Source organism: Agrobacterium deltaense RV3 (assembly GCF_900013505.1).
GTDB classification, from domain to species: Bacteria; Pseudomonadota; Alphaproteobacteria; order Rhizobiales; family Rhizobiaceae; genus Agrobacterium; species Agrobacterium leguminum.
On the sequence record NZ_LT009746.1, the window covers coordinates 520208 to 542483 of the forward strand.

Consider the following 22276-nt stretch of genomic DNA (forward strand, 5'->3'; position numbering starts at 1 on the left):
TTACCATCCTGCCTTCTGGCGCTGGCGGGCGAGATGCGGCGGCATCTCCTCGTAAACGCCTTCGAAAATATCCTTTTTCGGCGGTTTGCCGCCCTCATGCAGCGTGCCGTGGCTTTCCGCCTCGCGCTGCGCATCAAGCACCTCATCGGCAATTTCCGCCTCCGTCTGCCGGTGCCTTTCCTCCGACCAGACGCCGCGCAGGATGAGGTGTTTTTTGAGCCTCAGAACCGGGTCGCCCAGCGGCCATGCCTCGGATTCCGTCTTGGGACGATAGGCGCTCGGATCGTCCGACGTGGAATGGGCGCCGACACGATAGGTCACATATTCGATCAGCGTCGGGCCGAGATTGCGGCGCGCCCGTTCCACCGCCCAGCGCGCCACGGCATAAACGGCGAGATAATCATTGCCGTCGACCCGCAGTGCGGGAATGCCGAAGCCCAGGCCGCGCGCCGCAAAGGTGCCGGAGCCGCCGCGCGCGATGCCCTGAAAGGTGGAAATCGCCCATTGGTTATTGACGATATTGAGAACCACCGGGGCCTTGTAGGTGGAGGCAAAGACCATCGCCGAGTGAAAATCCGACTCCGCCGTCGAACCGTCGCCGATCCAGGCGGCTGCGATCTTCGTATCGCCCTTGATGGCCGACGCCATCGCCCAGCCGACCGCCTGCACATATTGCGTGGCGAGATTGCCGGAGACGGTGAAGAAACCATGCTCCTTCGAGGAATAAAGCACCGGCAACTGCCGCCCGTGCAGCGGATCCAGTTCGTTGGAATAGATCTGGTTCATCATGGTGACGAGCGGATAATCATCGGCGATCAGTAAGCCCGCCTGCCGGTAGGTCGGGAAATTCATGTCGCCCTTGGAAAGCGCCTTGCGGAAGGCGCAGCTCACCGCCTCTTCACCCAGATGCTGCATGTAGAAGGAGGTCTTGCCCTGCCGCTGCGCCATCAGCATGCGCGCATCGAAAGCCCGAAGCCGCATCATGTTTTTGAGGCCTACCAGCAAGTCTTCATCCGAAAGCAGCCCGGCCCAGGGTCCGACGGCCTCGCCCTGATGATTGAGGACACGGATGATCGAATAGGCGAGATCGCGCATGCTTTCCGGCGCGGCGTCAACCTCCGGGCGCGGCACGGAACCGGCCTTGGGTATTTTCACATTGGAGAAATCCGGCTCCCCGCCGGGCCGCACCGCAGGTTCGGGAACATGCAGGCTGAGACGTGGCGTTTCGGTTATATCCATTCTACTCCTCCCGTCGCGATCTCCTCCAGACCGCGAAACAACTCTCAAAGGTTCCGCGCGATCACCATCCGCTGGACATCGCTGGTCCCCTCGTAAATCTGGCAGATGCGCACATCGCGATAGATCCGCTCCACCGGATAATCCGCCATGTAGCCGTAACCGCCGTGAATCTGGATGGCGTCCGAGCAGACGCGCTCGGCCATTTCGGAGGCGAAGAGCTTGGCCATCGAGGCCTCCGAAAGACAGGGCTCTCCCGCCTCCTTCAGCGCCGCCGCATGCAGCACCAGCTGCCGCGCCGCCGTAATCCGCGTCGCCATGTCCGCGAGGCGAAACGCCACCGCCTGATGCTCCACGATTGCCTGCCCGAAGGCCTTGCGCTCGCGGGCATAATCCCGCGCCGCCTCGAAGGCGGCCTGCGCCATGCCGACCGCCTGCGCGGCGATGCCGATGCGCCCACCTTCCAGATTGGCAAGCGCGATGCGATACCCCTGCCCCTCTTCGCCCAGCCGCAGTTCGGCCGGTACCGCCATCTCGGTAAAGGCAATCTGGCAGGTGTCGGATGAATGCAGGCCGAGCTTTTCTTCGACCCTTATGACCTCGTAACCCGGCGTATCGGTCGGCACGATAAACGCGCTGATGCCCTTCTTGCCCGCCGCCGCATCGGTAACTGCAAAGACGATGACGACATCGCCATTCTTGCCCGAGGTGATGAACTGCTTCGCGCCATCGAGAATATATCGGTCGCCTTCGCGCCGGGCGCGGGTCTTGAGGTTGGACGCATCTGAACCGGCCTGCGGTTCGGTCAGCGCAAAACCACCGATCCATTCGCCGGAGGCCAGTTTCGGCAGGAAACGCTGCTTCTGGTCTTCGGTCCCGAATTTCAGGATCGGCACGCAACCGACCGAATTATGCACACTCATGATGGTGGAACAGGCGCCGTCGCCGGCAGCGATTTCCTCCAGCGCCAGAGCATAAGCGACGGCACCGGTTTCCGAGCCGCCATAGTCCTCGGAGACCAGCATGCCAAGGAAACCTAGCTCTCCCATTTCCTTCAGTTCGTCTTTCGGGAACCGGCTTTCCCGATCACGCGAAGCTGCGCCAGGGGCGAGCCGCTCGCGGGTAAAATCTCGGGCCATGTCCCTGATCTGCTGCTGGAATTCGTTCAGGATCATCACCGCCTCCCCTCAATGCCGCTCGATGCCGAGCGCGGTTGCTTCACCGCCGCCGATACAGACGGCAGCCACGCCGCGCTTCAGCCCGTGACGCTGCAGGGCGGCCAGCAGGGTGACAACGATCCTCGCGCCGGAAGCGCCGATCGGATGGCCGAGCGCACAGGCGCCGCCATGCACATTCACCTTCTCATGCGGCAGATCGAGATCGCGCATTGCCGCCATCGCCACCACGGCAAAGGCCTCGTTGATTTCGAACAGATCGATATCCTTCGCCGCCCAGCCGGTTTTATCGAACAGCTTTTTCATCGCGCCGATGGGAGCCGTTGGATATCCGGCGGGTGCATCCGCATAAGAGGTTTGGCCGATAATGGTCGCCAGCGGTGAAAGGCCCCGCCTTTCCGCTTCGGAGCGACGCATGAGAACGAGAACGGCAGCGCCATCGGAAATCGAACTGGAATTGGCCGCCGTCACCGTTCCGCCATCGCGGAAGGCGGGCTTCAGTTGCGGGATCTTTTCCGGCTTCGCCTTGCCCGGCTGCTCGTCCACGGCAACATCGCCGAGAGGCGCGATCTCCGCTTCGAAAGCCCCCTCAGCGATGGCACGCCGGGCGCGCTCCAGCGAGGTCAGCGCATAGTCATCCTGCATGGCACGGGTGAATTGGTAGGCTTCAGCACAATCTTCCGCGAAAGTGCCCATCAGCCGACCCTTGTCATAAGCGTCTTCGAGGCCATCCAAAAACATGTGGTCAGTGAGCTTGCCGTGGCCGAGACGATAGCCGTTCCGGGCGCGATCCAAGAGATAGGGCGCATTGCTCATGCTTTCCATACCGCCCGCAAGTACGATGGAAGAGCTTCCCGCCGCAAGCTGATCATGCGCCAGCATGATCGCTTTCATGCCCGAGCCGCACATCTTGTTGATGGTCGTCGCGCCAACCGAGTTAGGGATTCCGGCGGCAATGGCAGCCTGTCTGGCCGGAGCCTGCCCCTGCCCGGCCGTGAGCACACAGCCCATCAGCACATCGTCAATATCAGAAGGCGGAACCGCAGCCCGCTCAACAGCCGTGCGGATCGCCGCCGCACCGAGATCGGGCGCGGCCAGCGATTTGAATTCGCCCTGGAACCCACCCATAGCAGTACGGGCGGCCCCGACGATCACGACAGGGTCATGCACAGCCAAATTCACCTCCCTTGGCCATCCTCCCGCTTGAGAGAACGACCGTCATCGCAATCTCCTCCAGACCGCGACTGAGGTGAACGCTATCACTATCTCGAATTCATTTCAAAGCTATTTTGATTGACAGTTTTTTGATTGGCGATATCTTTGATCCAATAAATAGTCATATCATAGAGCAAATGATCCATGATTGAGCTCGACAGTTTCGACCGGAAGATTCTGCATGTGCTCGGCGATGACGGGCGGGTGAGCTGGCGTGACCTGGCAGCGCGGATAGGTCTTTCCTTCACGCCGACGCTGCGACGCGTGCGCAAGCTGGAAGAGGAAGGCATCATTCGCGGTTATACTGCCGTGTTCGATGAGAACCGGCTGCTCGGCAATATGGGCGTCTTCATCTCCGTCACGCTGGAACGGCAGATCAAGGAGGCGCTGACGACCTTCGAACACCATGTCGCCTCCATTCCGGAAGTGGTGGGCGGTTATCAGACCAGCGGCAGTTCGGATTATCTGATCCACGCCATGGTGCGGGATTTGCCGCATTATCAGGAGCTTCTGGATTTCCTGACCACGGTTCCCGGCGTGTCGCGTATCCAGTCCAATTTCGCCATCAAGACATTCGTGCGCCGTTCCGCCGCGTTCACCGGGGGTGACGCGCCGTAAATCAAGGTTGCCGGCGCGGAGGAGTTGCCGGCTGCTGACAAAAGGGACGGTGGCAAAGGCCGTCCGGAGGAGGAGACGCGATGAGTTTGAACCTCGCCGCCATTTTCGATGCCGATCTCGGCCCGGAAATCGCAGCATTGCGCGACAGCGCAAGCGCATTTGCAGATGATAAAATTGCCCCCTTGGCGGCGGAGATCGACCGCGACGACCGTTTTCCACGTAAGCTCTGGCCGCAAATGGGTGAACTCGGCCTGCACGGTATCACTGTTTCGGAGGAATTCGGCGGTGCCGACATGGGTTATCTCGCCCATTGCGTGGCGATGGAGGAAATAAGCCGGGCTTCGGCTTCCATCGGCCTTTCCTATGGCGCCCATTCCAACCTCTGCATCAACCAGATCCACCGCTGGGGAACGGATAAGCAGAAGCACAGATATCTGCCGAAACTCGTCTCCGGCGAACATGTCGGCTCGCTCGCCATGAGCGAGACGGAAGCCGGTTCGGATGTCGTGTCGATGCGGCTGAAGGCCGAACGTAAGGGTGACCGCTACGTGCTGAACGGCTCGAAAATGTGGATCACCAATGGCCACGAGGCCGATACGCTGGTGGTCTACGCCAAGACGGATATGTCGGCCGGCCCTCGCGGTATCACCGCCTTCCTGATCGAAAAAGGCTTCAAAGGGTTTCGCCCGGCCCAGAAACTCGACAAGCTTGGCATGCGCGGCTCGCCCACGTCAGAACTGGTGTTCGAGGATTGCGAGGTGCCGGAAGAGAACATTCTCGGCCGCCTCAATGACGGCGTGACGGTGCTGATGAGCGGGCTGGATTACGAGCGCGCCGTGCTGGCCGCCGGCCCGGTCGGCATCATGCAGGCGGCCATCGATCTGGTGCTGCCCTATGCGCGTGAGCGTAAGCAGTTTGGCAAGCCTATCGGCGAATTCCAGCTGGTGCAGGGCAAGCTTGCCGATATCTACTCGTCCATGAATGCGTCGCGCGCCTATGTCTATGCCGTTGCGCGAGCCTGCGACAATGGCCGCATCACAAGGCAGGATGCGGCGGGCGCGATCCTCTTTGCCGCCGAACGGGCGACGCAGGTGGCGCTGGATGCCATCCAGCTTCTCGGCGGTTCCGGTTATGTCAATGAAAGCCCGGCCGGAAGGCTGCTGCGCGACGCCAAGCTTTATGAGATCGGCGCAGGCACCAGCGAAATTCGCCGGATGCTGATCGGCCGCGAACTGGTCAAGGACAACGGGTGAGGACACGATGAAGCTTACTTCAAGTCTGAACCGCGACCCGACCTTCGCTGCCAATGTCGATTTCATGTCGGGGCTGGTGGATGACCTGCGCCAACACGTCGAAAAAATCTCCAGAGGCGGCGGCGACAAGGCCCGTGAACGGCATCTTTCCCGCGGCAAATTGCTGGCGCGCGACCGGATCGAAGCCCTTCTCGATCCCGGCAGCCCGTTTCTCGAATTCTCGCAATTCGCGGCATACGAGGTCTATGACGAACCCGTTCCCGCCGCGGGCATCGTCACCGGCATCGGCCGGGTCTCCGGCCGCGAATGTGTGATCGTCGCCAATGATGCGACGGTAAAGGGCGGCACCTATTATCCGCTGACGGTGAAGAAACATCTGCGCGCGCAGGAAATCGCCACGGAGAACCGCCTGCCCTGCATTTACCTCGTGGATTCCGGCGGCGCGAACCTGCCTAATCAGGACGAAGTATTTCCCGACCGCGATCATTTCGGCCGCATCTTCTACAATCAGGCCAATATGTCGGCGCAAGGTATCGCCCAGATTGCCGTGGTGATGGGCAGTTGCACGGCGGGCGGGGCCTATGTGCCCGCCATGAGCGACCAGTCCGTCATCGTCAAAAATCAGGGCACGATCTTCCTCGGCGGCCCGCCGCTGGTAAAGGCCGCGACCGGCGAGGTGGTGAGTGCGGAAGAGCTGGGCGGCGCGGATGTGCATTCGCGGCAATCCGGCGTCACCGATCATTATGCCCACGACGACCGCCACGCGCTGGCACTGACCCGACGGATCGTTTCCACCCTCAATCGTTGCAAGCAGATGGAACTCGATATCCGCGAACCGGTGGAGCCGCTTTACCCGGCCGACGAGCTTTATGGCATCGTTCCTGCCGACACGCGAAAACCTTTCGAGGTGCGTGAGATCATCGCTCGTCTGGTGGATGGTTCCGAATTCGATGAGTTCAAGGCGCTTTACGGCACGACGCTCGTCTGCGGTTTCGCCCATATCCATGGCTATCCCGTTGGCATCATCGCCAATAATGGTATCCTTTTTTCGGAATCGGCGCTGAAGGGCGCGCATTTCATCGAGCTCTGCTGCCAGCGCGGCATCCCGCTGGTTTTCCTGCAAAACATCACCGGCTTCATGGTCGGCAAGGCCTATGAGGCTGGTGGTATCGCCAAGGATGGCGCGAAGCTCGTTACCGCCGTCGCTTCAGCCAAAGTGCCGAAATTCACCGTCATCATCGGCGGCTCCTTCGGGGCCGGCAATTACGGTATGTGCGGGCGGGCCTATTCACCGCGCTTTTTGTGGATGTGGCCGAATGCCCGCATTTCCGTGATGGGTGGCGAACAGGCGGCGTCCGTTCTGGCGCAAATCCGCCGCGACGGCATCGAAGCCGATGGCCGCCACTGGTCGAAGGAAGGCGAAGAGGCGTTCAAGCAGCCGATCCGGGAAAAATACGAACGGGAAGGCCATCCCTATTATGCCAGTGCAAGGCTGTGGGACGACGGCATCATCGATCCGAAGGATACCCGCCTCGTGCTCGGCCTCGGTCTTTCCGCCGCGCTTAACGCACCAATTGAACCCACCCGTTTTGGCATATTCAGGATGTGAGGCGACGATGTTCTCGAAAATACTGATCGCCAATCGCGGCGAAATCGCCTGCCGCATCATCCGCACCGCCGCTAGGATGGGCATCCGCACCGTCACGGTCTATTCGGAGGCCGACCGCAATTCCATGCATGTGGCGTTGGCCGATGAGGCCATCGCGATTGGCCCCGCGCCGGCGCGCGCCTCCTATCTCGATGCGGAAAAAATCATCGAGGCTGCAAAAACAACCGGCACGGAGGCGATCCATCCGGGTTACGGCTTTCTCTCCGAAAATGCCGCGTTCGCCGAAGCCTGTGCCACCGCCGGCCTGATTTTCATAGGCCCGACACCGCAGGCAATCCGCGCCATGGGCGGAAAAAGCGAGGCGAAGGCCTTGATGGCGAAAGCAGGCGTTCCCATCGTTCCGGGCTATCACGGTGACGAACAGTCCGAAAAACGGTTGACGAGCGAGGCGGACAAGATCGGTTATCCGGTGCTGCTGAAGGCCTCGGCCGGCGGCGGCGGCAAGGGCATGCGCGTCGTCAGGCAAAAGCGCGACTTCGCAGCCGAGCTTGCCGGCGCGAAACGCGAAGCGCTGGCCGCCTTCGGCAATGACCGCATGCTGATCGAAAAATACCTGGAGCGTCCACGCCATGTGGAAGTGCAGGTCTTTGCCGATGGCCACGGCAAGTGTGTTTCGCTTTTCGAGCGCGATTGCTCGATCCAGCGCCGGCACCAGAAGGTCATAGAGGAAGCCCCTGCCCCCGGCCTGCCCGACGCACTTCGGCAGCGCATGTATGAAGCGGCGGTCGCCGCCGCCCGCGCCATCGATTATCGCGGCGCGGGAACGGTGGAATTCCTGCTCGACCCTTCCGGCGACTTCTATTTCATGGAAATGAATACGAGGCTCCAGGTCGAACATCCGGTCACGGAATATATTACCGGTCTCGATCTGGTCGAATGGCAGATCCGCGTCGCCAACGGAGAGGCCCTGCCGGAAGACTGGGCGAATCTGAGCATAAACGGCCATGCCATCGAGGCACGGATTTATGCCGAAGACCCGGCGCATGATTTCCTGCCGTCGATCGGCACCATCAGCCATCTGGTTTTTCCCGATCAGGGCCCTCACGTCCGGATCGACAGCGGCATCCGCGCCGGCGACGCCATCACCGTGCATTACGATCCGGTGATCGCCAAGCTGATCGTCTGGGACCGAGATCGCCCCTCGGCGGTGCGGCGTCTGCGGTTGGCGCTCGAAAATCTGGCGATCTGCGGCGTCACCAGCAATGCCGCCTTTCTTATGCGGCTTGCGGGACTGGAGGCCTTCGCGAACGCCGATCTCGACACCGGTTTCATCGCCCGTAACGAAGCGGCGCTGTTTGCTCCGACAGCAACGGACGGGAACGAGATAGCCATGGCCGCGCTTGGCCTGCTGCTTGCGCGGCAGAAAAACGGAAAGCCAGGTTCGCAGGCCGATCCCCATAGCCCTTGGAACATGACGGCCGCCTTCCGCCTCAACGCGCCAGCGCGGGAAACGCTGTATTTCGTGTTTGACAACCAGCCGCTTGGCGTCGGCGTCACGCATGAGGCGGACGGTTTTTCGCTGGAGATCGACGGACGGGCGATCAGCGCCTATGGCAACCTTTTCGAGGACGGTAAATTCCGTGCGACGGTGGAAGGCAGGAAAAGGCAGGGCCATTTCTTTGCAGAGGATGGCCGTTACGCACTTTTTCTGGATGGTGAGCATTATCGCATCAACCAGCCGGATCCGGTCGATATCGCGGATTCCGCTCCCCATACCGGCGGTCTGGAAGCACCTATGCCCGGCGTCATCCGCGCCTTGCTGAGCAGCAACGGTGCCGCGGTTGAGGCCGGCGAGGCGCTTGTGGTGATGGAGGCGATGAAAATGGAGCACACGATCCGCGCGCCGGCGAAAGGCACCGTCACGGCCATCAATTGCAACGAGGGCGATATGGTCGCCGCCGGTGCGGTGCTGGTGGATTTCGAGCCGGAGGGCGGCTGAGATGAGTTGGCCTCAAACCGTCAAAATCGTCGAAGTGGGCGCGCGTGACGGCTTACAGAACGAAAGCGCCGAGGTTCCAGCCGCCATCAAGATCGAGCTGATCGAACGGCTGGCCGCAGCCGGATTGGCGGCGGTGGAAGCGGGTGCTTTCGTCTCACCCAAAAAAGTGCCGCAAATGGCGGGTTCGAAAGAGGTGTTCCAGGGCCTCGAAAGGCGACCCGGCACCGCCTATCCGGCACTCGTTCCCAATATGAAAGGTTTCGAGGCCGCCCTTGAAGCCGGCGTGACGGAAATCGCCGTTTTCGTCTCCGCATCCGAAGGTTTCAGCCAGCACAATATCGGCTGCTCGCGCGCCGAAAGCCTCGAGCGCCTGCGCGATGTCGCATCAGCCGCGGCCGGCCGGAGCATCCTCATGCGCGGTTACGTCTCCTGCATAGCTGGCTGCGCCTACGACGGTACGGTTGCGCCCGATGAGGTGGCGGCGATGGCCGAGGCGCTCGTCGCGCTAGGCTGTTACGAAATTTCGCTTGGCGATACGATCGGCATCGGCACGGCGGAGCAGATTCGCAATCTCATCAAGCGGGTGTCTGCCCGCATCCCGCGTGAAAAACTCGCCATGCATTTCCACGATACCTATGGGCAGGGCGTCGCCAATGTGCTGGCCTCGCTGGATGAAGGTATCTCCGTCTTCGACAGTTCGGTGGCCGGGCTGGGCGGCTGCCCCTTTGCACCGGGGGCGAGCGGCAATGTCGCCACCGAAGACGTCGTTTATCTGCTGCAGGGGCTTGGCATTAAAACCGGTATCGACCTGATGGCGGTGGCAAAAACCGGAGACTGGATCAGCCGGCATCTCGGCAGACCGAATGCGGCCCGCGCCGGCAAGGCGCTGCTTGCAGCAAGACAGGAGGGGGACGCGCATGGCGGATGAGTTGCTGAGCGAAAGGTGCAGAGACGTTCTCTGGCTGACGCTCAACCGGCCGGAGGTGCACAATGCCTTGAATGCCGCGATGACGGACGCCCTGACGACGGCCATCCGCACTGCATGCGGTGATGGCGGCCTGCGCGCCGTGGTAATAACGGCCGCGGGAGACCGCAGCTTCTGCTCGGGGGCCGATCTGAAAGAAAGCGCCGGCGGCATGTTCCTCTCGCGGGATGGAACCAACCCCATTGCCGATGTGATGCGCGCCATCGAGGGCTGCGACAGGCCCGTCATCGCCCGCATCAACGGTCGGGTTCTGGCCGGCGGGCTTGGCCTCATCGCCGCCTGCGATCTCGCCTATGCCGCCGACCATGCCGAATTCGGCCTGCCGGAAGTCCGCGTCGGGCTTTTCCCGGCCATGGTGGCGGCGAAGCTTCTGGCGAAGATACCTCTGAGCCAGCTTCAGGAAATGGCCTATCTTGGAGCCGCGATAAACGCCGCTGATGCGGAGCGCCTTGGCCTCGTCAATCGGGTCGTCCCGTCGGCCGAACTCGACGGCGTGGTCGAGGATGTTCTCGCCCGGTTGCGGCAGAATGCGCCAGGCGCCATCGCGGCCGGAAAGGCGGCGTTGCTGAAGATGCGCGATATGCCCTCCAGCGAGCGGCTCGCCTTTGCCGAAAACGTCATCGCCACGATCAGCGGCAGCAACGAGGCGCGGGAGGGGCGATTGGCCTTTGCCGAAAAAAGGAAACCGCTCTGGGTGGAGTGATCGCCGCCATCTGGCCGAGCACCGGTTTTCTTAAAAGTCGTCATAGGGTTAATCGATAGTCCCGATGCGTCCGTTGACCCCGTTCGGCAAATCGAGTTCTATCCAGCACCTTTCGCCGGGCGGCGATTGGGGAAGCCGGAGGAGACCCATGCAGCTTGTAAAAACCGTCGCCGAATTGCGGGATGCCACCGCTACTTTTCGCCGTGCGGGCAAAACCATCGGCTTCGTACCGACAATGGGCTTTCTCCATATCGGCCATCTGACGCTCGTTGCCCAATCCAAGGCGGAAAACGACGTGACGGTGGTTTCGATCTTCGTTAACCCACTGCAATTCGGTGCGAATGAGGATCTGGCCCGTTACCCCCGCGATCTCGCCCGGGACAGCGCATTGCTGGAAGAGGCGGGCATCGACATTCTTTTCGCACCGGAAGTCTCCGAGATGTATCCGCGCCCGATGCAGACCGTGGTGGATGTGCCCGAACTGGGAAGCCAGCTGGAAGGCGCGGTGCGGCCGGGGCATTTCGCCGGTGTTGCGACCGTCGTGACCAAGCTTTTTAACCTCGTCCAGCCGGACGCCGCCTATTTCGGCGAGAAGGATTATCAGCAGGTAACGCTGATCCGCCGCATGGTCGAGGACCTTGCCCAGCCGGTCAGGGTCGTGCCAGTCGCTACGGTGCGCGAAGCCGATGGGCTGGCCTGTTCGTCACGTAACGTTTATCTGAGCCATGCGGAACGCGCCGCCGCGGTGATCGTGCCGCGCGCACTCGATGAGGCGGAACGGCTTTATGGCGAGGGTTTCGACGACCCCGCCGCATTCGAAGCCGCGATAGAAAAATTCATCGCCGCCGAGCCGCTGGCCTTGCCGGAAGTTGTTGCAGTGCGCGATCCCGATACGCTCGCCCCCGTCGCTTCATTGCAGGCGGGGCCGGTGCTGGTGGCGCTGTTCGTCAGGCTCGGCAGCACGAGGCTCCTCGACAACCGCGTCATCGGGCGCGACAGGATCAATCAACGGGAGGCGGCCGAATGAGCGCCCATGGAAAACACAAGCGGCTGACGACGGCCTCCATTCGGCAGATGAAGGGCGAGGCGCGCATCGTCTGCCTGACCGCCTATACCACGCCGATTGCCCGCCTTCTCGATCCGCATTGCGATCTGCTTCTGGTCGGCGATTCCCTCGGCATGGTGCTTTACGGCATGGACACGACGGTCGGCGTCACGCTGGATATGATGATCGCCCATGGCCGCGCCGTCATGCGCGGCGTCGAACATGCCTGCGTCATCGTCGATCTTCCCTTCGGTACCTATCAGGAATCCAAGGAACAGGCGTTCCGCAATGCCGTGCGGCTGATGCAGGAAACCGGCTGCGACGGCGTGAAGCTGGAAGGCGGCGAGGAAATGGCGGAGACCGTCGCCTTTCTGGTGGCGCGCGGCATTCCGGTGTTCGGCCATGTCGGGCTCATGCCGCAGCTGGTGCACACCGCCGGCGGCTTCCGCTCGCTCGGGCATTCGGATGCGGAAACGCAAAAAATCTGGCGCGATGCGATTGCGGTCGATCAGGCGGGCGCCTTCGCCATCGTGGTGGAAGGCACCGTCGAGCCGCTCGCCCGCGAACTGACCGAAAAACTCGCCGCACCCACGGTTGGCATCGGCGCATCGCCGGCCTGCGACGGGCAGGTGCTCGTTTCCGACGACATGCTTGGCCTTTTCACCGATTTCAAACCGAAATTCGTCAAGCGTTTCGCCGATCTGGGCCCGGCGGTTTCGGAAGCAGCGGCCGCTTATGCCGATGAGGTTCGCTCGGGGGCGTTTCCCGGGCCGGAGCATACGTTTCAGGTGCGACGGCAATCGCCTTCGGGGAAGTGAGACTATTTCCGTCATGCCGGACTCGATCCGGCATCCAGCCACGGCGCGTCTGCGCCGTGAAAGACTCTTGCGCGATCAAGGACTTGATCGCACACTAGACCCCGGATCAAGTCCGGGGTGACGGGTGTGAGGGACGTCCCTATACAATCCCGCCGCTGCCGCCAACCGAAGCCGGGCGCTTCGCCGCAACATGGCTGCGATAGCCGCTCGCACGATAAGTCGCGACCGGATCGATAGCGCCGCCCGCCAATTGCCGGGCCTGCGCAAGAATCGGTTCCACATCGGTGCGATAGGCCCGCTTCAGCATATCGGAAGCCATCAGCGCATCATTGTCCTGCTGGTAACCGTCGAGAGCCGCGCGATCCACCAGCAATGCCTGCGCATAGGCGCGGCGGATTTCATTGGCGCTGGAGATCAGGCTTTCAATCGGGTCCGTCACATTATGCGACTGGTCGATCATATGGGCCGGATGGAAACCTTTCACGCCGCGATATTCCGCATCCACCAGCTCGTTGAAAACGAGGAACAGGCGGTATGGCTCGATCGAGCCGGCATCCAGATCATCATCGCCATATTTGCTGTCGTTGAAATGGAAACCCCCGAGCTTGCCGAACTGGATGAGCCGGGCGACGATCATTTCGATATTGGTGTTCGGCGCATGATGGCCGAGGTCGACGAGGCAGAAGGCCTTTTCGCCGAGCGTATTGGCGATGAGGTAATTGGTGCCCCAGTCCTGCACGACGGTGGAATAAAAGGCCGGCTCGTACATCTTGTGTTCGGAAAAGATGCGCCAGTCATCCGGCAGCGCCTTGTAGATATCGGCCATGGCGGCGAGATAACGCTCGAAACTTCTGGTGAAATTGCTCTGGCCGGGGAAATTCGAACCATCACCCACCCACACCGTCAGCGCCTTCGAGCCGATGGCATTGCCGATCTCAATACACTCTATGTTGTGCTCGACGGCCTGCCGGCGCGTAGCGGCATCCGTGTGGCTGAGCGAACCGTATTTGTAGGAATGGCTCTGGCCGGGCGCATCCGAAAACGTGTTGGAATTCATGGCGTCGAAGCCGAGACCCAGCGCATCGGCATGGCTCTTCAGCCGCTTCGGGTCTTCCTTGTCCCACGGAATATGCAGGGAAACATTGGGCGTCGCCCGTGTCAGCTGGTTGATGACGGCGCAATCATCCAGCTTGTCGAAAATGCCGCGCGGCTCGCCCGTGCCGGGAAAACGGGCAAAACGGGTGCCGCCGGTGCCAACGCCCCAGGAGGGCACGGCGACGAAAAATTCCGCGACCTTGGCAGTAACGGCCTCGATATCGATATTGCGGCGCGCAAGCTGGTTGCCCAGCGCCTGATAATCGTCCTTCAGCGCAGCAGCACGCTTGTCGTTTTCCGCCGCGATGACATCGGCAGCGATTTTCGTCTCGGTCATTTCTTCCTCCCAGGCAATGAACACAACAGGTGCTTCGGCCCGCGACGCCACCACCCCGTCCTTCCGGCCTTGAGCCGGAATCCAGCCAGCCCAAGTCTTTGGGCTGAGAAGACTCTCTCGCCGCGCAGACGCGCGACTGCTGGATTCCGGCTCAAGGCCGGAATGACGAAGGTGGGACTTTCGCCACTTCTCAAAGCATCGTGTCTTTTTATATGTCGATATCCACCGACACCCTACCGCGTAAAACTCTGCGCATTACCGGCATCGACATTGATGATGTTGCCGGTGGACTTGGCGGAGGCGTCGGACGCCAGGAAGTAGATCGCCTCGGCGATATCTTCCGGGAAGACATTGAGCTTCAGCATGGAACGCTTGCGGTAATGTTCCTCCAGATCGGTCACTTCGATCTTCGAGGAAGCCGCGCGCTGCTCGCGCCACTCGCCGCTCCAGATTTTCGAACCGCGCAGCACGGCATCGGGATTGACGGTGTTAACGCGAATGCCCGCTTCCGCTCCTTCGAGCGCGAGGCAACGGGCGAGATGAATTTCCGCAGCCTTGGCCGTGCAATAGGCGGATGCATTGGGCGAGGAAGCGAGACCGTTTTTCGAGGCGACGAACACCACGTTGCCGCCGAGATTCTGACGCCGTAGCAGCCGGAACGCTTCCCGCGAAACGAGGAAATAGCCGGTGGCGAGAATGTCGATATTCTTGTTCCACATGGCAAGCGTCGTGTCTTCCACCGGCGCTGAGGAAGCGATACCGGCATTGGAGACGAGAATATCCACGCCGCCGAATTCCACGCTCGCTTCCGCGAAGGCTGCGATGACGGCATCCTCTTTCGTCACATCAAGCTTGACGGTACGCACCGAGTCAGTGCTGTAGCGCTTGACGAAATCGGCCTTGGCGGCTTCCAGCGCCGCTTCGTCAATATCCGCCAGAACCACGCAGGCGCCCTCGCCCGCCAGCCTTTCCGCCGTCGCCCGGCCGATACCGCCAGCACCGCCGGTGACGAAGGCCACCCGGCCGGCAAGGCTCTTCGGCTTCGGCATGCGCTGAAGTTTTGCCTCTTCCAGCAGCCAATATTCGATATCGAAAGCCTCCTGCTCCGGCAGGCCCTGATATTCGGACACGGTGGAAGCACCACGCATGACGTTGATGGCGTTGACGTAAAATTCGCCGGCGATGCGGGCAGTGGCCTTGTCCTTGGCGAAGGACAACATGCCAACGCCGGGGATCAGGAAAATCACCGGATTCGGATCGCGCATCTTCGGCGAATTGTCGTGGCGGCAGGCCTCGTAGTAGCGGGTATAATCGGCGCGGTAAGCTTCAAGCGCCTTGTCGAGACCCGCCGTCAGCGCGTCCACATCCGGCTTCGCCGTATCGAGATCGAGGATCAGTGGGCGGATTTTGGTGCGCAGGAAGTGATCCGGGCAGGATGTGCCGAGTGCGCCGAGCGGCTTCAGGTCCTTCGAGTTGACGAATTCGAGAACTGCCTCCTGATCGTCGAAATGGCCGAGCTTGCGTTCCTCACGGCCGATGCGGCCACGGATTTCCGGCATCAGCCGGGCGGCGATGGCGCGGCGTTCGGCAACGGGCAGGCTCTTCGCCACCGCGTCGCCAAAAATCGTCTTGCCTTCGGTCTTGGCCGCAAACCATTCGATCGCCTTGTTGATGATGGCAAGCGTCAGTTCGTAACACGCCTTGGCGTCGTTATCCCAGGTGAACAGGCCGTGACTTTCCAGCACGACACCTTTGGCCTTCGGGTTGGCCTTGACGAAAGCTTCCAGATCGAGACCGAGCTGGAAACCGGGGCGACGCCAGGGCAGCCAGCCGATATCGTCACCGAAAATCTGCTGCGTCAGCTCTTTCGAATTCTTCGAGGCGGCGATGGCAATGATCGCGTCCGGATGCATATGGTCGACATGATCGTAAGGCACGAAACCGTGCAGCGGCGTATCGATGGAAGCCGCGCGCGGATTGAGGTTGAAGGTACAATGCGGCAGGAAACCGACCATGCGGTCTTCATCCGCAACGCCCTTGTAAATGCCCTTCAGCGCTTCCAGCTTGTCGAGATAAAGCGTCGCAAAACCATCGAGCTTGATGGTGCCGACATCGCCGCCGGAGCCCTTCACCCACATGACGCGGACCTTCTCGCCCGTCAGCGGATCGGTCTCAAGCACCTTTGCGGATGTGTTGCCACCGCCATAATTGGTGATGCGCTTGTCGGCACCGAGCAGATTGGAGCGATAAAGCAGCTTGCCCGGCTCATCGAGCGTTTTGGCATAGGCATCATCCCAACGGCTTTCGAGAAGGCGGGATTTTCCCGTCATGTCTTCCTCCCAATATCTGTGTGCATTCGCGGAGCCGATACCGGCCCGCCTCCTTTGATGGCAGATATCGCGCATCCAAAAGCATAATGTCAATCAAAAACGATCATAAATTTTCATGTTGCAGCGCGATATTGATTAATTTGATCGTTCTTGATTGACAACGTAAAGAGATTGCGAATAATCACGATCAGGAGGACCCCATGCACGAACGCGAACGCCATCGCATCATCTTGAGCGCCACACAGGAAAAAGCTGTCGTGACGGTGCAGGATATTGCCGAACTGACGGATGCGTCGGAAGCGACGATCCGCCGGGATATCGCCTCGCTGCATGTTCAGGGCAAATTGCGCCGCGTGCGCGGCGGGGCCGAAGCGGTGCATCCGCCGCAGCTCGGCAATCTGGCCGCCCGGCCGTTCCGGGTGTCCGAATCGGTCAATATCGACAAGAAACGCGCAATTGCGCGCAAGGCGGTCGATCTGTGCCACGATGGCGATGCGATCATCCTGAATGGCGGCACGACCACATTCCAGATGGTGCACTACATGGCGGCTCGCCGCCTGCAAGTCATGACCAATTCTTTCGCCATCGCCGAGCACCTGGTCAAACATTCCAAATGCAATGTCAGCGTGCCGGGCGGCGCGATCTATCGCGACCAGAGCCTTATCCTGTCGCCTTTCGAGAATGATGCGATCCGCAATTTTTATGCGCGGCGTATTTTTCTCGGTGCGCAGGGCGTCGGTGCGCTCGGCATCATGGAATCCGACGCTCTGGTTATCCAGAGCGAGCAGAAGCTGATGCGACAGGCGGAAGAGCTGATCGTGATGGTCGATTCTTCGAAATTTAGAAAACGTTCCAGCCTCATTTTATGCCCGCTCGAAAATGTCTCGACCATCATTACCGATGACGGGATTTCCGACGAGGCGGCGAGGATGGTGGAAGATGCCGGCGTCGAATTGTTGATCGTCGGCGCGGTGAGGGATGGCAAGACAGCCACCCCACCGGATGAAGAGGATTCTTCTTCGGTCGCCTGAGGAGCACCGGAGGGAGGAAAAAGGTTCAAAACGGGAGGAAAAGGGACATGAAACTTACACGCAGAACATTGACGAGCGCTCTTGCGCTTGGCGCGGCGCTCTCCGTCGCAGGGCTGGGCGGCGTCGCCCAGGCCGCCGATGTGAAGATCGCACTGGTGGTCAAATCGCTCGGCAACGGCTTTTTCGAAGCCGCCAACAAGGGCGCGCAGGAGGCCGCAAAGGACCTCGGCGGCGTCGAGATCATCTATACCGGCCCGACCAGCACCACGGCGGAAGGCCAGATCGAAGTCATCAATTCGCTGATAGCGCAGGGCGTCGATGCCATCGCCATTTCCGCCAATGACCCGGATGCCGTGGTTCCGGCGCTGAAAAAGGCGGCGCAGCGCGGCATCAAGGTCATCTCCTGGGATTCCGGTGTTGCGCCGGAAGGCCGCATTCTCCAGCTCAACCCTTCGTCCAACGCGCTGATCGGCAAGATGTGCCTGCAGCTCGCCGCATCGCATCTGGAAGGCGGCAAGGGCGATTTCGCCATTCTTTCGGCCACCACCACCTCCACGAACCAGAATATCTGGATCGACGAGATGAAGAAACAGCTGAAGGACTTCCCCGGCCTCAACCTCGTCACGACCGTTTACGGCGATGACCTTGCCGACAAGAGCTATCGCGAAGCGCAGGGCCTGCTCTCCTCGCAGCCGAATGTGAAGGTCATCGTCGCGCCGACAACGGTTGGCGTTCTCGCCGCCTCGCAGGCCGTGAAGGATGCGGGCAAGATCGGTCAGGTCTATGTGACCGGCCTTGGCCTGCCGTCTGAAATGGCCGGCGCCATCAAGTCGGGCGCCACCAAGGAATTCGCCATCTGGAACCCGATCGACCTCGGTTACTCCGCCACCCAGATCGCCTATCGCCTGGTGAAGGGCGAAACCGATGGCAAGCCGGGTTCGGAAATTGAAGCCGGTCGTATGGGCAAGATCAAGGTTGGCGAAAACAGCGAAGCGGCGATGGCCGATCCGTTTGTTTATGATGCGAAGAATATCGATCAGTTCTCGAAGATTTTCTGATCTAGAGAAGTGACGGCAGTGTGCGGAGGGCACCCCCCTCTGCCCTGCCGGGCATCTCCCCCTCAAGGGGGGAGATCGATGTGCCGCACCCGCTCGATCCATAAGGCAGGGTGCTATCCGCTTGCCGATCTCCCCCCTTGAGGGGAGTGCCCGGCAGGGCAGAGGGGGGGTGCCCCTACCCGCTTCAATCAAAACAGACCGGTAAGACGGAATGATGCGTGCTGAAACTCAAAACATAGACATACCAGCGACTTCCAGCGCCACGCCCATTCTGGAAATGCGCGGCATCAGCCAGATATTCCCCGGCGTCAAAGCGCTGGATGGCGTCGATATCGCGCTTTACCCCGGCAAGGTCACCGCGCTGATCGGCGAGAACGGTGCTGGTAAATCCACGCTCGTCAAAATCCTCACCGGCATTTACCGCCCCAACGAGGGCGAAATCCTTCTCGATGGTCAGCCCGTCCATTTTCACAGCGCACAGGACGCCATTGACGCCGGCGTGACCGCCATTCATCAGGAAACCGTGCTGTTCGACGAGCTTTCCGTCGGTGAAAACATCTTCCTCGGCCATGCGCCGAAGGGTCGTTTCGGTCTGATCGACTGGAAGACCATCAACACGCGCGCCAGAACCCTGCTGGAACAGCTCGAAAGCACCATTGATCCGACGATCCGGCTGAAGGACCTGTCCATCGCCCAGCGCCATCTCGTCGCCATCGCCCGCGCGCTTTCGGTCGAGGCGCGCATCGTCATCATGGACGAACCGACGGCCGCCCTTTCTCGCAAGGAAATCGATGATCTCTTTCGCATCGTCGAAAACCTCAAGCGGCAGGGCAAGGCGATCCTCTTCATCAGCCACAAGTTCGACGAGGTCTATGAGATCGCCGAGAATTATGCCGTGTTCCGGGATGGCAGGATGGTTGGAGCGGGCAATCTCGCCGCCACGCCGCAGGACGAGATCGTGCGGCTGATGGTCGGCCGTGACGTGACGAACGCCTTTCCCAAGCAGGCCGTCACCCTTGGGCCGACGGTTCTTTCGGTGCGCGATTATTCGCATCAGACGGAATTCCGCGATATTTCGCTCGAACTGCGCAAGGGCGAGATTCTCGGCCTCTACGGGCTGATCGGCGCCGGCCGCTCCGAGCTTTGCCAGTCGTTGTTCGGCATTACCCGGCCGGCTTCAGGGCAGGTATCGCTGGAAGGCCAGCCGCTTTCCATCCGCTCGCCGGACGACGCGATCCGCGCCGGCATCGTTTATGTGCCGGAGGAGCGCGGCCGCCACGGGCTGGCGCTGGATATGCCGATCTACCAGAACATGTCGCTGCCATCGCTCACGCGCACGTCGCGCAAGGGCTTTCTGGCCGCCGCCAATGAATTCGCGCTGGCGCGCAAATATGCCTCACGGCTCGATCTGCGCGCGGCCGCCCTTTCGGTGCCGGTCGGCACGCTTTCAGGCGGCAACCAGCAGAAGGTGGTGATCGGCAAGTGGCTCGCCACCCAGCCGAAGGTCATCATTCTCGATGAACCCACCAAGGGTATCGATATCGGCTCCAAGGCCGCCGTGCACGGTTTCATCAGCGAGCTTGCGGCGGAAGGGCTTTCCATCATCATGATTTCATCCGAACTTCCCGAAATCCTCGGCATGTCCGACCGCGCCATCGTCATGCGCGAAGGCCTGATGGCGGGCCAGTTCGAACGCGCCGATTTTTCTCCGGAAAAGCTGGTGCGCGCCGCCACCGGCAATGCCTGAGAGGGGCAAAACCATGCAACGTCTACTTAAAAATCGCGAATGGCTGCTGGCGGGCATCATCATCATCATGATCGCCGGTTTTGCGCTGCGCGCGCCCGGTTTCAGCCGGCCCGGCAATCTCGTCAATATCTTCAACGATACCTCCATCCTCATCATTCTGGCGCTTGGCCAGATGGCGGTCATTCTCACCAAATCCATCGATCTTTCGGTTGCCGCCAATCTCGCCTTCACCGGCATGGCGGTGGCGATGACCAATGCCGCCTTTCCGGGAATTCCCCTGCCGCTTCTCATCGCCATGGCGGTCGGCATCGGCGCATTTCTCGGCTCGCTCAACGGCGTGCTGGTCTGGTGGCTAGGCATTCCGCCCATCGTCGTCACGCTCGGCACGCTTACCATTTATCGCGGCATGGCCTTCGTTCTGTCCGGCGGCGGTTGGGTGAATGCGCACCAGCTTTCGCCGACCTTCCTCAATGTGCCGCGCACCATGATCCTCGGCATGCCGGTGCTTTCATGGGTGGCGATCCTCATCATCGCCGGCGCGTGGCTGGTGCTCAGCCGCACCTCCTTCGGCCGCTCCGCCTATGCGTCGGGCGGTAATCCGAGTGCCGCCGTCTATGCGGGCATCGATGTCGGCCGGACGCGCTTCTTCGCCTTCGTGCTGTCAGGCGCTCTGGCCGGTCTCGCCAGCTATCTCTGGGTATCGCGTTATGCGGTTGCCTATGTCGATATTGCCGCCGGTTTCGAACTGGACAGCGTGGCGGCGAATGTGATCGGTGGCATCTCGATTGCCGGCGGCATCGGCTCGGTGGCGGGTGCGGTGCTCGGCGCGCTGTTCCTCGGCGTCATCAAGAACGCCCTGCCCGTCATCGGCATTTCGCCCTTCGCGCAGATGGCGATTTCCGGCGTTGTCATCGTGCTCGCCGTCGTCTTCAACGCCCGCGCCGAAGCGCGAAAAGGCCGTATCATCCTGCGTGACCGCGCAGCAAGCGATCAGGCCAGGGAGGCCGCAGCATGAGCACGACGCCTCAACCAGCGCAGAATCCGCGCATCATTCCAGACAAGCTCGGCACGCCGATACGCCGCATCATGGCCAGTTGGGAAGTGCTGCTGCTTGGCGTTGCGATCCTCATCTTCATCGCCAATTCGCTGGCCTCACCCTATTTCCTCAATGCCTGGAACCTGTCGGACGCGACCTTCAACTTCACGGAAAAGGCGATCATCGCCTTCGCCATGGCGCTGTTGATCATCGCCGGTGAAATCGATCTTTCCGTCGCCGCCATCATCGCGCTCGCTTCCACCGCCATGGGTGCGGCAGTGCAGATGGGCGTCGGCACGCCCGGCCTCGTCGCCATCGGCATCGGCACCGGGCTTTTGTGCGGAGCCTTCAACGGTTTTCTGGTCGCAGGGCTGAAACTGCCGTCCATCGTCGTCACCATCGGCACGATGAGCCTGTTTCGCGGCATTTCCTACATGGTGCTGGGGGATCAGGCCTATGGCAAATATCCCGCCGATTTTGCCTATTTCGGTCAGGGTTACGTTTTCTGGGTGATTTCTTTCGAATTCGTGCTGTTCATCGCCATGGCGATCCTCTTCGCCATTTTGCTGCATGCCACCAATTTCGGCCGGCAGGTCTATGTGATCGGCAACAACCCCTTCGCCGCCCGTTTCTCCGGCATACCCGTCGAGCGGGTGAAGTTCATCCTGTTCCTGCTCACCGGCCTGATGAGCGGCATCGCCGCCGTCTGCCTCACATCGCGGCTCGGCTCCACCCGCCCTTCTATCGCTCAAGGGTGGGAGCTTGAGGTGGTGACAATGGTGGTGCTGGGCGGCGTCTCCATTCTCGGCGGCTCCGGCACCATCGCAGGCGTCGTCATTGCCGCTTTCGTCATGGGCCTCGTCACCTTCGGGCTCGGTCTTCTGAATGTGCCGGGCATCGTCATGTCGATCTTCGTCGGTCTGCTGCTCATCGTCACCATCGCCATCCCCATCGTTGTCCGTCGCCTTCGCGCCATGAGAAGTTAA

Annotated in this window: 18 protein-coding genes; 13 read left to right on the top strand and 5 right to left on the bottom strand. The window is 61.1% G+C overall.

Annotated elements, in window-relative coordinates; all coding sequences use genetic code 11:
• The 3 genes from AGR7B_RS16740 to AGR7B_RS16750 are packed head-to-tail and all read right to left on the bottom strand — an operon-like array spanning position 1 to position 3539.
• Entirely contained in the window at positions 1-1239 is a 1239-nt protein-coding gene (locus AGR7B_RS16740; protein ID WP_078053448.1) for a 3-methyl-2-oxobutanoate dehydrogenase (2-methylpropanoyl-transferring) subunit alpha, read from the bottom strand.
• A 44-nt stretch (positions 1240-1283) separates the two neighbouring features.
• Positions 1284-2411, bottom strand: a complete 1128-nt coding sequence (locus AGR7B_RS16745; RefSeq protein ID WP_080857377.1) for an acyl-CoA dehydrogenase family protein — start codon at positions 2409-2411, stop codon at positions 1284-1286.
• 12 nt (positions 2412-2423) lie between these two features.
• Positions 2424-3539: an acetyl-CoA C-acyltransferase gene (locus AGR7B_RS16750; RefSeq protein ID WP_245317742.1), complete on the bottom strand. Its 1116-nt coding sequence runs from the start codon at positions 3537-3539 to the stop codon at positions 2424-2426.
• Positions 3540-3770: 231 nt separating this feature from the next.
• On the opposite strand from AGR7B_RS16750, the gene AGR7B_RS16755 reads away from it, so the two are divergent.
• From AGR7B_RS16755 to panB, 8 genes are all read left to right on the top strand, one after another.
• Positions 3771-4244: an Lrp/AsnC family transcriptional regulator gene (locus AGR7B_RS16755; RefSeq protein WP_035221263.1), complete on the top strand. Its 474-nt coding sequence runs from the start codon at positions 3771-3773 to the stop codon at positions 4242-4244.
• Positions 4245-4324: 80 nt separating this feature from the next.
• Positions 4325-5497 carry an isovaleryl-CoA dehydrogenase gene (locus AGR7B_RS16760; RefSeq protein WP_080857379.1) on the top strand — a complete coding sequence of 391 codons (1173 nt, stop codon included), beginning with the start codon at positions 4325-4327 and terminating at the stop codon, positions 5495-5497.
• A 7-nt stretch (positions 5498-5504) separates the two neighbouring features.
• Positions 5505-7106: a carboxyl transferase domain-containing protein gene (locus AGR7B_RS16765; protein WP_080857380.1), complete on the top strand. Its 1602-nt coding sequence runs from the start codon at positions 5505-5507 to the stop codon at positions 7104-7106.
• Between the two features lie 7 nt (positions 7107-7113).
• Positions 7114-9105 (top strand): acetyl-CoA carboxylase biotin carboxylase subunit, encoded by a 1992-nt coding sequence (locus AGR7B_RS16770; protein WP_080857381.1) that lies wholly within the window; start codon positions 7114-7116, stop codon positions 9103-9105.
• A 1-nt stretch (position 9106) separates the two neighbouring features.
• A complete protein-coding gene (locus AGR7B_RS16775; RefSeq protein ID WP_080857382.1) occupies positions 9107-10033 on the top strand; it encodes a hydroxymethylglutaryl-CoA lyase in 927 nt (308 codons plus the stop codon).
• A complete protein-coding gene (locus AGR7B_RS16780; protein ID WP_080857383.1) occupies positions 10023-10793 on the top strand; it encodes an enoyl-CoA hydratase-related protein in 771 nt (256 codons plus the stop codon). The genes AGR7B_RS16775 and AGR7B_RS16780 overlap by 11 nt, the downstream gene beginning before the upstream one ends.
• A 148-nt stretch (positions 10794-10941) precedes the next feature.
• Positions 10942-11820, top strand: a complete 879-nt coding sequence (gene panC / locus AGR7B_RS16785) for a pantoate--beta-alanine ligase (RefSeq protein ID WP_080857384.1) — start codon at positions 10942-10944, stop codon at positions 11818-11820.
• The gene (gene panB / locus AGR7B_RS16790) at positions 11817-12656 is read left to right on the top strand and encodes a 3-methyl-2-oxobutanoate hydroxymethyltransferase (RefSeq protein WP_080857385.1); all 840 of its coding nucleotides are present in this window, start codon (positions 11817-11819) and stop codon (positions 12654-12656) included. The genes panC and panB overlap by 4 nt, the downstream gene beginning before the upstream one ends.
• A gap of 139 nt (positions 12657-12795) precedes the next feature.
• On the opposite strand, the gene rhaI is transcribed toward panB, so the two are convergent.
• A complete protein-coding gene (gene rhaI, locus AGR7B_RS16795; protein ID WP_080858136.1) occupies positions 12796-14088 on the bottom strand; it encodes an L-rhamnose catabolism isomerase in 1293 nt (430 codons plus the stop codon).
• A 233-nt stretch (positions 14089-14321) separates the two neighbouring features.
• Positions 14322-16418, bottom strand: a complete 2097-nt coding sequence (locus AGR7B_RS16800) for a bifunctional rhamnulose-1-phosphate aldolase/short-chain dehydrogenase (RefSeq protein ID WP_080857386.1) — start codon at positions 16416-16418, stop codon at positions 14322-14324.
• Positions 16419-16618: 200 nt separating this feature from the next.
• On the opposite strand from AGR7B_RS16800, the gene AGR7B_RS16805 reads away from it, so the two are divergent.
• The 5 genes from AGR7B_RS16805 to AGR7B_RS16825 all read left to right on the top strand — a co-directional run bounded on the left by AGR7B_RS16805 (position 16619) and on the right by AGR7B_RS16825 (position 22276).
• Positions 16619-17449: a DeoR/GlpR family DNA-binding transcription regulator gene (locus AGR7B_RS16805; RefSeq protein ID WP_080857387.1), complete on the top strand. Its 831-nt coding sequence runs from the start codon at positions 16619-16621 to the stop codon at positions 17447-17449.
• 47 nt (positions 17450-17496) lie between these two features.
• Entirely contained in the window at positions 17497-18507 is a 1011-nt protein-coding gene (gene rhaS / locus AGR7B_RS16810) for a rhamnose ABC transporter substrate-binding protein (RefSeq protein WP_059753546.1), read from the top strand.
• A 211-nt stretch (positions 18508-18718) separates the two neighbouring features.
• Entirely contained in the window at positions 18719-20254 is a 1536-nt protein-coding gene (locus tag AGR7B_RS16815; protein WP_162934184.1) for a sugar ABC transporter ATP-binding protein, read from the top strand.
• Positions 20255-20267: 13 nt separating this feature from the next.
• Entirely contained in the window at positions 20268-21269 is a 1002-nt protein-coding gene (locus AGR7B_RS16820) for an ABC transporter permease (protein ID WP_080858137.1), read from the top strand.
• Positions 21266-22276 carry an ABC transporter permease gene (locus AGR7B_RS16825; RefSeq protein ID WP_080857388.1) on the top strand — a complete coding sequence of 337 codons (1011 nt, stop codon included), beginning with the start codon at positions 21266-21268 and terminating at the stop codon, positions 22274-22276. The genes AGR7B_RS16820 and AGR7B_RS16825 overlap by 4 nt, the downstream gene beginning before the upstream one ends.